Annotated in this window: 12 protein-coding genes; 6 read left to right on the top strand and 6 right to left on the bottom strand. The window is 69.8% G+C overall.

Translation table 11 applies throughout. The features are described from left to right. The first annotated feature begins 84 nt into the window (after positions 1-84). The 3 genes from fliP to ABMY26_RS18895 all read left to right on the top strand — a co-directional run bounded on the left by fliP (position 85) and on the right by ABMY26_RS18895 (position 3,573). Positions 85-804: a flagellar type III secretion system pore protein FliP gene (gene fliP, locus ABMY26_RS18905; RefSeq protein ID WP_372399035.1), complete on the top strand. Its 720-nt coding sequence runs from the start codon at positions 85-87 to the stop codon at positions 802-804. Between the two features lie 175 nt (positions 805-979). After that, positions 980-2,878, top strand: coding sequence for a potassium transporter Kup (locus ABMY26_RS18900; protein WP_372398716.1), 1,899 nt, complete (start codon positions 980-982; stop codon positions 2,876-2,878). Between the two features lie 149 nt (positions 2,879-3,027). Beyond that, the gene (locus ABMY26_RS18895) at positions 3,028-3,573 is read left to right on the top strand and encodes a fasciclin domain-containing protein (RefSeq protein WP_372398715.1); all 546 of its coding nucleotides are present in this window, start codon (positions 3,028-3,030) and stop codon (positions 3,571-3,573) included. 88 nt (positions 3,574-3,661) lie between these two features. Here the strand turns inward: ABMY26_RS18895 and ABMY26_RS18890 are convergent, their stop codons facing one another. From ABMY26_RS18890 to ABMY26_RS18870, 5 genes are all read right to left on the bottom strand, one after another. Next, entirely contained in the window at positions 3,662-7,243 is a 3,582-nt protein-coding gene (locus tag ABMY26_RS18890) for a tetratricopeptide repeat protein (RefSeq protein ID WP_372399034.1), read from the bottom strand. Between the two features lie 2 nt (positions 7,244-7,245). Then, the gene (locus ABMY26_RS18885) at positions 7,246-7,968 is read right to left on the bottom strand and encodes a flagellar motor protein MotB (protein WP_372398714.1); all 723 of its coding nucleotides are present in this window, start codon (positions 7,966-7,968) and stop codon (positions 7,246-7,248) included. Then, a complete protein-coding gene (locus ABMY26_RS18880) occupies positions 7,965-8,747 on the bottom strand; it encodes a hypothetical protein (protein WP_372398713.1) in 783 nt (260 codons plus the stop codon). Before ABMY26_RS18880 ends, ABMY26_RS18885 begins: the two co-directional genes overlap by 4 nt. 4 nt (positions 8,748-8,751) lie before the next feature. Next, positions 8,752-9,456: a protein phosphatase CheZ gene (locus tag ABMY26_RS18875; protein ID WP_372398712.1), complete on the bottom strand. Its 705-nt coding sequence runs from the start codon at positions 9,454-9,456 to the stop codon at positions 8,752-8,754. 356 nt (positions 9,457-9,812) lie between these two features. Continuing rightward, positions 9,813-9,944: a hypothetical protein gene (locus ABMY26_RS18870; RefSeq protein ID WP_372398711.1), complete on the bottom strand. Its 132-nt coding sequence runs from the start codon at positions 9,942-9,944 to the stop codon at positions 9,813-9,815. Positions 9,945-10,263: 319 nt separating this feature from the next. Here ABMY26_RS18870 and ABMY26_RS18865 point away from each other — a divergent pair, with 319 nt between their 5' ends. Next, positions 10,264-11,295, top strand: coding sequence for a patatin-like phospholipase family protein (locus ABMY26_RS18865; protein WP_372398710.1), 1,032 nt, complete (start codon positions 10,264-10,266; stop codon positions 11,293-11,295). 123 nt (positions 11,296-11,418) lie between these two features. After that, positions 11,419-12,999: a matrixin family metalloprotease gene (locus ABMY26_RS18860; protein ID WP_372398709.1), complete on the top strand. Its 1,581-nt coding sequence runs from the start codon at positions 11,419-11,421 to the stop codon at positions 12,997-12,999. 36 nt (positions 13,000-13,035) lie between these two features. Here the strand turns inward: ABMY26_RS18860 and ABMY26_RS18855 are convergent, their stop codons facing one another. Further along, complete coding sequence (locus ABMY26_RS18855) at positions 13,036-14,013, bottom strand: SAM-dependent methyltransferase (RefSeq protein ID WP_372398708.1); 978 nt, start codon at positions 14,011-14,013, stop codon at positions 13,036-13,038. A 232-nt stretch (positions 14,014-14,245) separates the two neighbouring features. Between ABMY26_RS18855 and ABMY26_RS18850 the strand changes: the two genes are divergently transcribed. Then, entirely contained in the window at positions 14,246-14,524 is a 279-nt protein-coding gene (locus tag ABMY26_RS18850) for a bacterioferritin-associated ferredoxin (protein ID WP_372398707.1), read from the top strand. The last annotated feature ends 132 nt before the right edge of the window (positions 14,525-14,656 follow it).

Genomic DNA, 14,656 nt, shown 5'->3' with positions numbered 1-14,656 from the left:
CCGTTCCGCCTGCGGCTCCCCCGGTTCCCCCTGCCCGGCCGCAGGCAGGCCGTCGCCGGGCTCCTGCTGGCGCTCGCCATCGGCATGGCAGCCGGGCTGGCGGTCGGGCTGACTGCCGGGCCGGCGCTGGCGCAGAGCCTGACCTTCGATCTCGGCGACGCGGGCGGCACGGCGACCGGCCGCATCGTCCAGATGGTCGGGCTGGTCACGGTGCTGTCGCTGGCGCCGTCGATCCTGATCATGATGACGGCCTTCACCCGCATCGTCATCGTGCTGTCCTTCCTGCGCAACGCGCTGGGCGTGCAGCAGGTGCCGCCGACGACGGTGATGATGTCGCTGGCGCTGTTCCTGACCTTCTTCGTGATGGCCCCGGTGTTCGAGCGCAGCTACAGCCAGGGCATCCAGCCGCTGATCAACCAGGAAATCGACGAGATGGAGGCGTTCCGCCGCACGGTGGCGCCGCTGCGCGAGTTCATGCTGCAACACACCGCCGAGAAGGACCTGCGCCTGTTCATGGACATGGCCCGCCTCCAGGCGGTGCCGGAGCCGGCCGACATGCCGCTCCATGTCCTGGTGCCGGCCTTCATGATCTCGGAGATCAAGCGCGGGTTCGAGATCGGCTTCCTGCTGTTCCTGCCCTTCCTGATCATCGACATGGTGGTGTCGTCGATCCTGATGTCGATGGGCATGATGATGCTGCCGCCGACCATGGTGGCGATTCCCTTCAAGATCATCTTCTTCGTGCTGGTCGACGGCTGGTACCTGATCGCCGGATCGCTGGCCCGCAGCTTCGGGACGATCTGAAGCCGCCCGTCCGGCGCGAATCCCCGGCGCACTTCGTCGCATCCCGCGGGCTCCCCCCGCGCGATGCAAGCCGGCACTGGCATTGCGTCCGGCAAACGCGTATGAGGGGGGCGATGCGGGACGGACGGGGCGCCGCCATCGCACCTACGGACCAACTTCGGACCGCAACTACCGCATGACCGACACCGCTTTGAAGGCCGCGCAGCCGGACACCGGCAAGCTCGCGACGCTGACCCTCGGCGCCCTCGGGGTCGTTTTCGGCGACATCGGCACCAGCCCGCTCTATACGCTGCGCGAATGCTTCGGCGGCGAACATGGGCTGCCGCTGACCCCCGACAACATCCTCGGCATCATGTCCCTGGTGTTCTGGGCGCTGGTGATGGTGGTCACGATCAAATACGTGGTCTTCGTCATGCGCGCCGACAACAAGGGCGAGGGCGGCATCCTGTCGCTGCTGGCGCTGGCGTCGAAGACGCGGCCCGACGCCTCGGGCAGGCTGACGGTGCTGACGGCGCTGGGGCTGTTCGGCGCCGCGCTGTTCTACGGCGACGGCATGATCACCCCGGCCATGTCGGTGCTGTCCGCGGTCGAGGGGCTGGAGGTGGCGGAGCCGGCGCTGGAATCGGTGGTGGTGCCGCTGACCGTCGCCATCCTGATCGCGCTGTTCGCCATCCAGAGCCACGGCACCTCGCGCGTCGGCGCGCTGTTCGGCCCGATCATGCTCGCCTGGTTCTCGACGCTGGGCATCCTCGGGTTCGCGGAACTGGTGCAGCAGCCGGGCGTGCTGGTCGCTTTCAGCCCGGTCTACGCCGTCTCCTTCTTCGCCGCGCACGGCATCGCCGGCTTCCTGGTCCTCGGCGCCGTCGTGCTGGCGGTGACCGGCGGCGAGGCGCTGTATGCCGACATGGGGCATTTCGGCCGCCGGCCGATCCAGGTCGCCTGGATCGCCCTGGTGCTGCCGGCGCTGCTGCTGAACTATCTCGGCCAGTGCGCGCTGCTGCTGAGCGACCCGACGGCGGTGCGCAGCCCCTTCTACCTGCTGGCGCCGGACTGGGGCCTCTACCCGCTGATCGGCCTGTCGACCGCCGCGACCGTCATCGCCAGCCAGGCGGTGATCTCCGGCGTGTTCTCGCTGACCCGGCAGGCGGTGCAGCTCGGCCTCTGCCCGCGGCTCGACATCCGCCACACCTCCAACGAGGAGGAGGGCCAGATCTACATCCCCCGCGCCAATTGGGGCCTGCTGGCCGCGGTGCTGGGGCTGGTGGTGCTGTTCCAATCCTCCAGCCGGCTCGCGGCGGCCTACGGCATTGCGGTGACCGGCGACATGATCATCACCACCACCCTGTTCCTGGTGGTGGCACGGCGCCGCTGGGGATGGAGCCTGCCGGTCTGCCTTGGCGTCGGCGCGGTGTTCCTGACCGTCGAGATCTCGTTCTTCGCCGCCAACGCGGTGAAGATCCCGCATGGCGGCTGGGTGCCGCTGGTGATCGCCGTCGTCACGCTGGGCCTGATGGCCACCTGGCGCCGCGGCCGCGCCGTGCTGACCAAGCGGCTGGCCGAGGAATCGCTGCCGCTCGACGCCTTCATCCGGCGGCAGGCCAAGTCCGGCGACATCCACCGGGTGAAGGGCACGGCGGTCTTCATGACCTCCAGCTCCAACATCGTGCCGATCGCCCTGCTGCACAACCTGAAGCACAATCAGGTGCTGCACGAGCGCGTCGTCTTCGTGACCGTGGTGGTGGAGGACGTGCCGCGCGTGCCGGCCAAGGATCGCGTGGTGGTGGAGGGGCTGGCGGAGGGCTTCTACCGCATCACCGTGCGCTACGGCTTCTCGCAGGAGCCGAACATCCCCAAGGCACTGCGGCTGTGCAAGGCCTTCGGGCTGGAGTTCGACGTGATGGCGACCTCCTTCTTCCTGGGCCGCGAGACGTTGATCCCGCAGATGAATTCGCAGATGGCGCTGTGGCGGGAGAAGCTGTTCGTGGTGATGTCCCGCACCTCGGTCAGCGCCACCGACTTCTTCAAGCTGCCGCCCAACCGCGTGGTGGAGCTGGGGACCCAAGTCCAGCTGTAAGGGGAACGGCTGCACTCCAAAAGTGTTACCACCTTCCAATCCAAGAAAAAGCGCGCCGCACGCAGGAACGCCGTGATCTGACCGGAGGCCCTCGCCGTAACGGTGATGTGTCCGCGAGCAGCGGACCTTCAACGACAAGAGGGAATGCTATGAAGAAGGTTGCCACCGTGGCGATCGCCACCCTTCTTTTTGCCGGTTGCGCCAATGCCGCCATGGAAAAGATGGTCGGCGGCGCGCCGATGTATCCCAGCAAGACCATTGTGGAGAACGCGTCCCAGTCCAAGGACCACACCACGCTCGTCGCCGCCGTGAAGGCCGCCGGGCTGGTCGACACGCTGAGCGGCAAGGGCCCCTTCACCGTCTTCGCTCCCACCAACGCGGCGTTTGCGGCATTGCCCGCCGGCACCGTCGACACGCTGCTGAAGCCGGAGAACAAGGGCCAGCTGACCAAGGTGCTGACCTATCACGTCGTTCCCGGCAAGCTCGACGCCAAGACCCTGGTGGCCGACATCAAGAAGGGCAACGGCAAGGCGATGCTGAAGACGGTGGAAGGCATGCCGCTGACCGTCACCCAGTCCGGCGACGCCGTGATGGTCGCCGACGCCTCCGGCACCATGGCCCGCGTCACCATCGCCGACGTCGAGCAGTCGAACGGCGTCGTCCATGTGATCGACAAGGTGCTGCTGCCGAAGTAACGGCACAGGAATTGGGCGGCGGGACGGCTTCACGCCCCCCGCGAGGACGTTCCGCCGCTTCAGGAAACCGGCCTCGGGAAGCCTGGCCTCAGGATGTCGGTTTGTCCGCGGTCTGCTTGCCGCGATATTCCTTCAGGAACTTCTTGAACATGTCCACTTCCGCGACGCGGGAGCGGATGGTGCCGACATCGATCAGCCCCATGGCCTGTTCCGGCCGGGTCAGGATGCGGAAGGCGTCCTCGTTGGGGCCGCCCTTCATCGCGCCTTCGAAATCCCTCTTCAGCAGGTTCAGCCCGTTGCCGTCGCCGGCCAGAGCCAGAGCCACCGCACGGTTCAGCACCAGCTGCGAGGCATTGGGGTCGAGCTGCTTGCCCGCGGCCGGCGGCGGGCCGACCACCTTGTTCAGCGCCAGCGCCGCGGCGTCCCATTTCTGGCCCTTCCAGGCGATGTCGACGCGCAGCAGGTTGGCGTTGGTGCTGTCGTCCTGGGCCAGGATCTGCAACGCCTCGTCGCCGCGGTTCAACTCGGCCAGCGCCTTGGCCTGCATCAGCCGCCGCTCGGCCGCCAGATCGGCGGGCAGCCCGGCGATGTTCGACAGCTCCAGCGCCTTCAGCGCCTCTTCCGGCTTGTTGTCGAGCAGCCGGACCGAGGCCAGCCGCGTGCCGACCCGCGCCTTGTCCAGCCCGGCCAGGCGGAATTCCACCTGATGCTGCAACAGGTCGGCGGCGCGGTTCAGCAGGTCGATGGAGATCAGCCGCTCGGCCAGCTGCCGGATGATCTCGTCGCCCGCTTCGCCCACCGGGGTCAGTTCGCGGAACTGGTCGTAGAGCTGGAGCGCGTCCAGCGTCGGCAGCCGCTGCGCGCCGTCCTTGTAGAGGTCGCCGAAGATGCGCGACATCTCCTTGGTGATCGCCTCCGCCCGGGGAGTGTCGGCGACCAGGGCCGCCGTCTCCTTCATGGTGTTGAAGCCCTTGGCATATTCGCCGCCGGCGATCAGCACCTCGCCCATGCGCGCGCGGATCTGCATCTCCAGATCGTCGCCGCGCCAGGTGAAGGTCAGGCCGGCCAGCTGCTCGGCCGCCGCCGTCGGCGACATCTTGCCCTCCGACAGCTCCAGATTGGTCAGCGCCAGCCCGGCCTTGGCCCGGTAGAAACGGTCGTAGCTGTTGAAGGCGGCGGTCAGCTGCTCGCGCGCCTGATCGGTTTCGCCGGTCTGGGCGAACAGCAGGCCGCGCAGATACTGGGTCTGCGGGTTCTCCTCCTGGTCCGGGCCGCTGTGCTCCAGCACGCGGTCGAGCAGCCGCTTGGCGGTGGCGGTGTCGCGCGTCTCCAGCGCCGTTTCCGCCGCGCGCAGCCCGAGCTTGCCGATCATCGGCTCAGGGTAGGAATTCAGGATCTGGCCCGACGCCCTGAACCCGGCCATCGCCTTGGGCCAGTCGCGGCGGTCGGCGGCGATGGCGGCACGCCACAACCCGGCCTCCGGATTGCCGGCCAGCGCCGGGATCGACAGGTCGGCCTCCGCACCGTCCAGGTCGCCGGTCAGCACGCGGGCCGCCCCGCGCAGGGCGCGGAACTCCGGCCAGCCCTCCAGATCCGGCTGGTTCTGCTGCAGCACGTCGAGCAGGCCGAGCGTCTCCTGCCCGAAGCCGTTGGCGAAATAGAAGCGCGCGAGGTCCAGCTGCGCCTTGGCCCGCTCCGACTCCGGCGCGTTGACGACGGCGAGCTGGAGATCCTGCCGCACCTCGGTGAAACGGTCGAGGTCGCCGTGCTTCCAGGCCGGCAGGTTGAACAGGCGCCGGCCCTGCATCTGGGCGGCAGGCTGCGCCCGCGGCGGCTCCATCGCCGCGGATGAGCCGCCGGGCTGCGGCACCTGCTGCGGGGCGGCGGCCAGCTGCGCCGGCACCGGCTGGGGCGCCGATTGGGGCGCCGGCATGCCGGGCGGCGGCGGCATGGCCGCCGGGTTGCCGGCATCGGCGGCGGGGGACAAATGCAGGCCGCCGGCAGTGGTCAGCTCGACTCCCTCCTTGACCGGCCGCACCGTGACATTGTCGGAAACCGGCCGGACCACCACGCCCTGATAGGAGGGCATCACCTCCAGATCCGGATAACGGTGGGGTTCCGGCATTCCCTGGCCCGGATTGGGCAGCGGCACCACCTGGATGCGGTCGCCGACGTCGGGATCGGTGAACTGGACGACGTTGGCCGCGTCGGGGGCCCGCACCAGCAGCCGGGCACCCAGCAGGAAATCGGGGTCCGGCTCCACCCGCAGGTCGCCGGCACCGGTCATGTTGGCGGGGCGGGCCGACGACTGGATCCGCCAGGTGGTTCCCTGCCGGTCCACCGACGGCCACACCATCGGGCCGATCTTGGTGCGGAACACGCTGCCGCCGGTCGCCGGAACCGGCTCCACCGCGCCCATCAGCTCGGAACCGGGACCGCTCAGCTTGCCGGCGCCGATCGGCATCGGCCGGTCGAACACGACATAGAGCTGCCCGGCACGCGGATACACCGCGATGGAGGCCGGCCCGCCGGTGTCGAAGGTCAGCACCGGGCCCTTCGGCCCGGCGGCGGGCTGCGCCTTGGCATCCGCCGGTGCGGCGGGTGCCGGCTTCGCCTCAGCCGGAGGAGCGGCTGCCGGCGGCGGGGTTGCCGCCGCCGCATTGGCGGCCGTGGCCGAGCGGCCGGAGCTGGTCGACGCCACCATCGGCGCATCCTTGGCCGGCACCGGAGCCGGCACCGCGGCCGGCTGGGCAGTGGGGGGCTGGGCCGTGGGGGGCTTGGGCGTATCGGGCTTGGATGTATCGGGCCTGGGCGTATCGGTGGGCAGGCCGGCCCGCGAGCCGGGGTTGCCGACGGCCAGCACCACCGATTTGCCCGCCGCGCTGTCCGTCACCTCGGCATCCTGCGGCACCGCGAAGGTGACGGCCAGCGAGCCGTCTGGCTGGCGGTAGGATTCGACATTCTGGATGTTGCGCAGCTTGGCCCTGCCCAACGCCGACAGGTCGGGGGTGCCGCCCTTGTCGAAGGCGACCGTCACCGCGGCGCCGTCGCGCTTGACCGAATAACCGACCGGCGACGGCCAGTCGAAGGTCAGGCGGCTCTGGTCGGGCCGGTCGGCGGCCTGCACCTGCACCCGCCCAACCGACGGCACCGGCTTGACGGCGGCGGGCGCGGCAGGGGCCGGTTGCGGCGCGGCGATGGGCGGCGCAGCGGCGGGCGGCGCGTTCTGGGGTGGTGTATTCTGGGGCGCGGCGTTCGCCGCGGCCGGCGACAGGTCGAGGGCGACGGCGTTGCCGTTGCGGAAGCTCTTGACCGACACCGGGCGCTTCAGGTCGAAGGAGACGGTCTTGCCGTCAGCCTCGACCCGGCCGGCGGCCAGATAGTCGGGCAGCGCCCGCACAAGGGGGCCGAGCGCCGCGTCGATCGGCTCGGTGAAGGCGACGACCAGTCGGCTGCCCTCGACCGAGGCGGTGAAATCGACCTTGACCGGCCAGTCGAAGACCAGGCGGCCAAACTCCTTGTGGCTGCCGGCGCGCACCGGCACGGTGGCGGCATCGGCAGCCCCGGCGAGGAAACCGGGCGACAGCAGGACCGGCACGGCCAGCAGCGCCGCCGCGGCGGAACAGCCGCGCAGCCAACGCTTCCTTCGATGTGCCGACCGTCCCGCCACCGTCAATCCGCCCCCTCCTCACGCACCACGATGTCGACCGGCAGCCGTCCGCCGCCGGTCTCGCCAGCCGGCATCATGACCGCCCGCGCCACCAGATCGCGGCGATAGCCGGTCTCGCGCAGCGCGGCGGAGACGGCGACCGCCCGGGTCAGCGCCCGTTCCCAGGCCACGCCGCCGCTCGGATCCTCGCGTTCGGCATGGCCGACCAGCTCGATCCGGTTGCCGATGCGGCCGATGACCGCCCCCAGCAGGAACAACACCCGGCGCCCCTCCTCGGTGAAGGCGGCGCCGGTCGGATCGAAGATCCGCTCCCCCGGCAGTCGGATGACGACGCGGTCGTCCTCGCGCCGGACATCGACCACCGACAGCTCGGCGTTGGAGCGCAGCTGGCTGCCCAGCAGGGCCGCCAGATAATGCAGGTCGATGGCCGCCCGCGCCTCCACCGCCCGGGCGTTGAAGGCGGCGTTCGGATCGGCCGGCCGGTCCGACGGCGCGGTCGCGGTCGACCGCGCTGCCGGGATCGACTCCGACATGCCCTTGGCCAGGCGGGTCCAGCGTTCCGCTTCCGGCTCGCTCATCGAATACATCAGCACGAAGAAGGCCAGCATCAAGGAGATCAGGTCGGTGAAGCTGATCAGCCACAGCGTCTTGCGCTGGCTGGCACCCGCCTCCGCCGCGGCCCTGCCGCGGTCGCCGCCCGTGCCAGTCCCCGGCACGCGGATCATGTCCGCCCCCCCGCCCTGGCGCCGTCGCGCCGGGCCGGCGCCTCGTCGTCCCAGCGCAGGGCGAACAGCAGGCGCACCCCGCCCGGTTCGCCGCGTTCGATGCCGACGGTGACGTTGCGCTCGGGCGCCCCGTCGGCGATCAGCGCGCGGGCCAGCGCGCCGGCACGGGCCACCGGCCCCGGCGGCTGGCTCGGCGTGCCGGTCGGGCCGATGCCGAGCAGGGCGTCCAGCTCCATCCGTTCGCCCTGGCGCGATTGGCGCAGCGCGTCGGCGATGCGGTCGATCAGCCCCTGGCGGTCGGGCCGCAGGACCATGGTGCCGGGAACGAACAGGTCGTCGGCGGGCAGCCGCACTTCCAGCAGCCGGCCGGGGGACACCACCTCCACCTTGGCGACGGCGACGGCGGTGGCGAACAGGGTGCCGACGCCCTCCAGCCGCTGCACCGCGAACACCGTCCCGGCGCGCGAAGCCACCTGTTCCGTCCCGTCGCGCAGCCGCGGGTCGATGACGAAGTTGGGGAAGGTCCGCTCCAGCGAGGCGGCGACAGCCTTCACCTTCTGCGCCGTCTGCACCGAATTGGCGTTCAGCACGATGAAGAACACCAGCAGCAGCAGGAACAGCGACAGCAGCAGCAGGATGCTGCCGTTGTTGGGATTGGCATGACCGGCATTGGGGCCATACCCGCGGCCGCCGCCAGCCCGCAGCCTCGGCAGCGCGTCGATCGCCGATGAGGAGGCGCCGGACGCCGTCTGGCCGCTGGTGGGTTTGCCGGCCCGCATGGCGTCAGTCGAAGCTGGCGAGCAGGCGGTCGATCTCGTCCTGGTCCATGGCGTTGCCCGGCAGCTGCGGGCCGTGCAGCAGCTGCTGATCCGCCTCCGCCGCGCTCATCGGCTCGTAATGGGCGGCCTCCGCATCCTCCGCCGCCAGCTTCGCCAGCCGCGGGGCGTGGTTCTGCCGCACCTCGCTGCCGAAGGCGGCGACGATCATGTCCACCTTCGATTCGATGTGCTTGAGCGTGCGCACCACCTTGGCGATGCGCTGGCCGGTAATGTCCTGGAAGTTGCAGGCTTCGTAGATCTTGGTGATCTGGTCGTTCAGCTGGGCCGAGGCCGCGGCCTCCGACTGGCCGGCGATGGCGCCGATGGCGTCGCAGGCGTCGAAGATGGCGAAGGTCGCCTTCTCGGTCGCGCCGATCACCGCGTCCAGCTCGTCGGTGGCGCTGCGGATATGCTCGTCGCGGATGTCGGCGGGCTGGAGGGCCGCGATCTCCTGCTTGGCGGTCTCGATGTATTTGGCGAGGTCCACGACCTCCTTGTACAGGCGCAGGTCGGTGGCGGAGATGTCGCCGTCCATGCTGCCCAGGATGTTGCGGACGATCTCCGTCACCTCGTCGCGCGACAGCGGCTGCGCCGCTTCGGCGAAGGCGGAGTCGAGGCGCTGCCTCAGCATCTTCTGTTCCGTCACGGCGGATTGGGCGGAGAAGGTCATCGGGCGTGTCCAGCGAGAGGGGCTTAGGCCTTGCGGGCAGATGCCGGACCCTTCCCTGTCGGCGCCCTCCGGCGAGCGCCCGTCGGTGCCCTTGTGGCGGAGGTGCAACGCTCCGGCCGCATACGGCGCCCGACCGTCCCAGGAACTGTCCGAGCGGGCCAAGCCTATGGCGCGAGGGTTAAGAGCCCGTAAAGACAATGCCGCCACCGCCACGGAGTGGCGGGTTTGCAACGCCCACGGAGTGGCGGGTTTGCAACGCCCACGGAGTGGCGGGTTTGCAACGGCCGCGGGGCGGCGGGTGGGCCATGGCCGCGGAGTGGCGGGCCTGCAACGATGTTGCGTGTCGGCCGGTGCGATCAGAACAGTCCGGCGGCTGCACGCGCGGCCAGCAGCATGGCGATGACGAGCAGGATGGTGACCGCGGTCAGCCTTTCCACCGGCGACCAGCGTTTCCAATCCTTCCTGAAGCTTTTCAGTTCGTCGGCCATGACGGTTCTTCCGGGTTCGAGAACTTCACTGCAATGCAACGAAACTAGTCACCAGCCAGTTGACGCATGGTTAACGCCCAGCATAGGGATAACCTTCCAGCCCAACTGGCACAGAAATGCCACAGTCGCCGACCCGGCTTCGATGACCCAGGTCAAAGGTCGGGAGAATTGCCGATAATTCCCACCTCCCACGCGGCGATGACCCCGTCTCCGGTGGCGTGCCTCTTCCGGCCGCTTCCGATACCCGGCGGCGATGCCCAGATGGTAAGCTCAAGACCAAGGCCGGATACGCACCGGCCGGCTGTGACAGGGGATGCGGATGGCGAAGGGGACCGACCTGAAGATCGGGCTGGCGCTGGGCAGCGGCGCGGCGCGGGGCTGGGCGCATATCGGCGTCCTGCGCGCGCTGGAGGAGATCGGGATCGAACCGGACATCATCTGCGGCACGTCGATCGGCGCCGCGGTGGGGGCGGCCTACCTGACCGACCAGCTCGACGAGCTTCAGGCCTGGGCGCAGAAGATGGGTTGGCTCGGCATGCTGGGCATCATCGACCTGACCTTCCGCCGCGGCGGGCTGGTGGCCGCCGAGAAGGCCTTCGGCCGCTTCGACAACGAGCGCAGCAACGTCCGGATCGAGGATCTGCGCCGCCCCTTCGCCACCGTTGCCACCGACCTGTCGACGGGGCGCGAGATCTGGCTGCGCGACGGGCCGCTGATGTCGGCGGTGATGGCGTCGGCGGCGATGCCCGGACTGTTTCCCGCGGTGCGGCGCGACCATCATCTTCTGGTCGACGGCGCGCTGGTGAACCCGGTGCCGGTGTCGCTGTGCCGGGCGCTGGGGGCCGACATCGTGGTGGCGGTCAACCTGAACAGCGAACTGTCGCCGCTGGGACGGCCGGGCGGCCGCAACGGCAAGGGGGCGGGCAGCAAGGGTTCCGCTGCCAGGATGGCGGGCGCCAAGGCGACGGCGCCGGAACCGGTGGTGGCCGGGGGCGATGCCGGCTCGCCCGCCCTGTCGCAGCTGACCAGCCAGATCTCGACCTGGCTCGGCCGCAAGCCCAGCCGGCGCACCCGCTTCCTCGCCGACCAGATCGACGACACCCAAACCCATGCCCACGCCCACCGGCAGATGCCGAACGCGCTGGAGGTGATGGCTGGGTCGATCGACATCATGCAGGACCGCATCACCCGCTCGCGGCTGGCCGGCGAGCCGCCGGACGTGCTGATCGCGCCGCGTCTGGCCCATATCGGCATCCTGGAATTCGACCGCGCGGCCGAAGCGGTGGAGATCGGCCATGCCGCCGCGGCGATGCTGCGCCCCTCCATCGAGTTTGCCCTACGCCGGGCATAAGCGGTGTCTTAACCGGCCGCGCCGGACCATGCCCCTTTCGGCCGTATCACCCGTCGTGTCGTCCGTTGGCCGGGGTCCAGCCCCGGAAGCCGGAACCGTGATCCCACCCGAGAGCCGCCGCCCATGAGCCAGTCCGTGCTGACCGACTACATCTCCGCCCTGCTGGCCAGCGGGACGCCGCATTGGGGCAGCAACGGCACCGTGCTGGACGGCGGCTCCGTCGGCGGTGCCGTCACCGTCACCTACGCCTTCCTGACCAGCTCGCGGCAGGTGTCCTCGGCCGACGCCAGCGGCTTCGCGACGATGAGCACGGCGCAGCGCGCCGCCGTCCGCCAGGCGCTGGCGGCCTGGAGCGCCGTCGCCAACATCACCTTCGTCGAGACCGCCGACGTCTCCGGTGCGACCATCGCCTTCGGCACCAACCGCCAATATGGCCAGTCGGCGGCCTACGCCTATTACCCGTCGACCGCGTCGCAGGGCGGGCAGGTGTTCCTCGCCAACGACAGCGCCGCCAACAGCAGCCCGACGCTGGGCAGCTACGGCTACATGACGCTGGTCCACGAGATCGGCCATGCGCTGGGGCTGAAGCATCCCGGCAACTACAACGCAGGCTCAAGCGACGGGACGGAGGGACCGTATCTCTCCGCGGCGACGGACAATTACGCCTACAGCATCATGTCGTACGTCGACAACGACGCCCTGCCCTCCGGCAGCTACCTGACCGGCCCCAGCCTCTACGACATCGCGGCGATCCAGTATCTCTACGGCGCCAACACCGCCACCGGGGCCGGCGACACCGGCTACACGCTGAACAGCGCCAGCTTCACCACCCTGTGGGACGCCAGCGGGCGCAACAGCCTGGACGGCAGCGCCCAGACCGCCGCCCTGTCGCTCGACCTGCGGGCGGGCGGCTTCAGCACCGCAGGCAGCACGCTGTTCCTGGCGCTGGCCTATGGCACCAGGATCCAGCAGGCAACCGGCGGCTCCGGCGACGACAGCTTCACCGTCAACAGCCTGGGCAACATCCTGGACGGCGGCGCCGGCACCGACACCGTGGTGTTCAGCGGCACGCGCTCGCAATACCGGGTGCTCCAGTTCGACGGCGGCCGCTATGTCGTCAGCGGCGCCGACGGCAACGACCTGCTGACCGGCATCGAGTATCTGCGCTTCTCCGACACCGGCACGGCGCTCGCCGCCAGCGTGTCCGGCAGCTTCGACGCGCTGCGCTACATCGCCTCCAGCAGCGACCTGATCGCCGCCTTCGGCGTCAACGCCAGCGCCGGAACGCAGCATTTCGCCGCCAACGGCCTCTATGAGGGGCGCAGCCTGACCGGGTTCGATCCCTACAACTATCTTGCCGGCTACGGCGACCTGCTGAACGCCTTCGGCAGCGACGCCGGCGCCGCGACACGGCACTATATCGAGTTCGGCAACCGCGAAGGCCGCAGCGCGACCCTGTTCGACACCCTGTCCTACGAGGCCAGCAACCCCGACCTGATCGCCGCCTTCGGCAGCGACAGCGAAGCGGTGGAGTTGCACTACATCGTGTACGGCCGGTTCGAGGGACGGTCCTTCTCCGCCTTCGACGCCGCAGCCTATCTGGCCGCCAATCCGGACGTCGCCGCCGCGGTGGGCGGCAGCCTGACCGGCGCCAAGCAGCATTACGTCAGCTACGGCTATGCCGAAGGCCGGGCGCTGGCGTGAGAAGCGGCGCTACTCCGACGACGCCGTCCGGCGGCGCTACTCCGAGGACGCCGGCCACATCCAGGTCAGCTCGTGCTTGTTGTGGTGCAGGTGCAGCACCCGGCCGCCGGGGATCGCGGCGAAGGCGCGGGCGGTCTCATGGTCGGTCTCGGCCTGGAACTTCAGCGTGCAGACGAAGCGCTTGGCCAGCCCGCTGTCCATCCACTCCCGCACCAGCCGCAACAGCCGCGTCGGGTAGCAGATCACGTCGCAGCACAGCCAGTCCACCGGCCCGACATCCTGCGGCTTCAGCCCGAAGGCGCTTTCCTGGCGGATCTGCACCCGCGGCAGCGCGGCGATGGCGGGGTCGAGCGGCGCCTTGTCGACGCTGACCACCGACGCGCCCAGCTCGTGCAGCACCCAGGTCCACCCCCCCGGACAGGCGCCGAGGTCGAGGCAGCGGTCGCCCGGCCCCGGCTGCTCGCCGAACAGGGTCAGCGCCTCCCACAGCTTCAGATAGGCTCGGTTGGGCGGCGCGGTGCGGTTCTCGACGAAGGTCACCTCGCCGTTGCGGAACGGGCTGGAACAGTGTGCCGCCGCGACGATCGTCGACTCGTCCAGCAGCGTCCAGGATCCCAGCGGCGCCGTCGGCAGCGGCGACGGGAAGACCACCGGCTTGGCCGAGACGTGCGGCAGGTTCTCCTGGATCAGCGCGGCGCGGCGATGGTGCCGCTGCGACCACAGCGCCCAATTGCGCTGGATGCCGCGCAGCGCCTTCGCCCCGCCCTTGATCGAGGAGAATTCGATCCGCACCGGGTCGTGCCAGATGTTCTGCGCCCAGGCGGCCGGCCGCGCCGGGCCGTCGGCGAAGACCAGCCGGCCGTCGACCGAGGCGACGTCCCCCAGCTCGGCCACCAGATCGTCGAGGAAGCCGTCGGCCGCCAGATAGACCGTCTGGCCGAGCGGGACCGTCTCCGCGCCGGGCGCGGCCTGCGGGCGGGATGAGGCGGTGTTTTCGGGGCTGCTGTCGTCCATGCCCCAGGGGCTACCGCCGCCGGGCTGCGATTGCAAGCCCAAGCATGCGGTTCGCCGCCTCCCCTGCCCCAACCCCACCCCTTTCGCGGTGACGCGAAGGAGGATGCGGCAAAATCGCCCAGCTCCCCCTTATATGCGAGCGGTTCGCAATGGCGTCATTGACAACGATTCTCAGTATCAGCTATTCCTGAGGCCGGGAGACAGCTTCAACACCGACCGTTGCCGAGGGCTTATGTTCGTCTGCATCTGCCACGCGTTGAATGACAAGAAGGTCAAGTCCGCCCTGGACCAGGGCGCGAAGACCCCCGCTTCGGTGTTCCGCCATCACCAATGCCAGGTGCAGTGCGGCAAATGCGTGCCGATGATGCGCAGCATGGCGAGCGAGCATCGCGCCGCCATGGCCCAGCAGGCCGCCATTTCCGCCGTCGCCCCGCTCGCCTGCCAATCCGCCGCCACCCCCGAACCCGCCAATGCCGAGGCCCTTCCAGCCTACGCCATCGCCGCCGAATAGGTCGCCGGGCAGCGATGGCGGTACCACCTCCGACTTATCGGCCGATACCGGCCCTGCAACCTCGCCTTTAGGCTGCGACAGAGTGCGCCGGGGGTATGATTTTTGGGCGAATTGACCCGCCCCCTCCAATCC

Source organism: Azospirillum sp. HJ39 (assembly GCF_041507355.1).
GTDB lineage: Bacteria > Pseudomonadota > Alphaproteobacteria > Azospirillales > Azospirillaceae > Azospirillum > Azospirillum thiophilum.
This window is presented reverse-complemented; position numbering and strand designations above follow the sequence as displayed.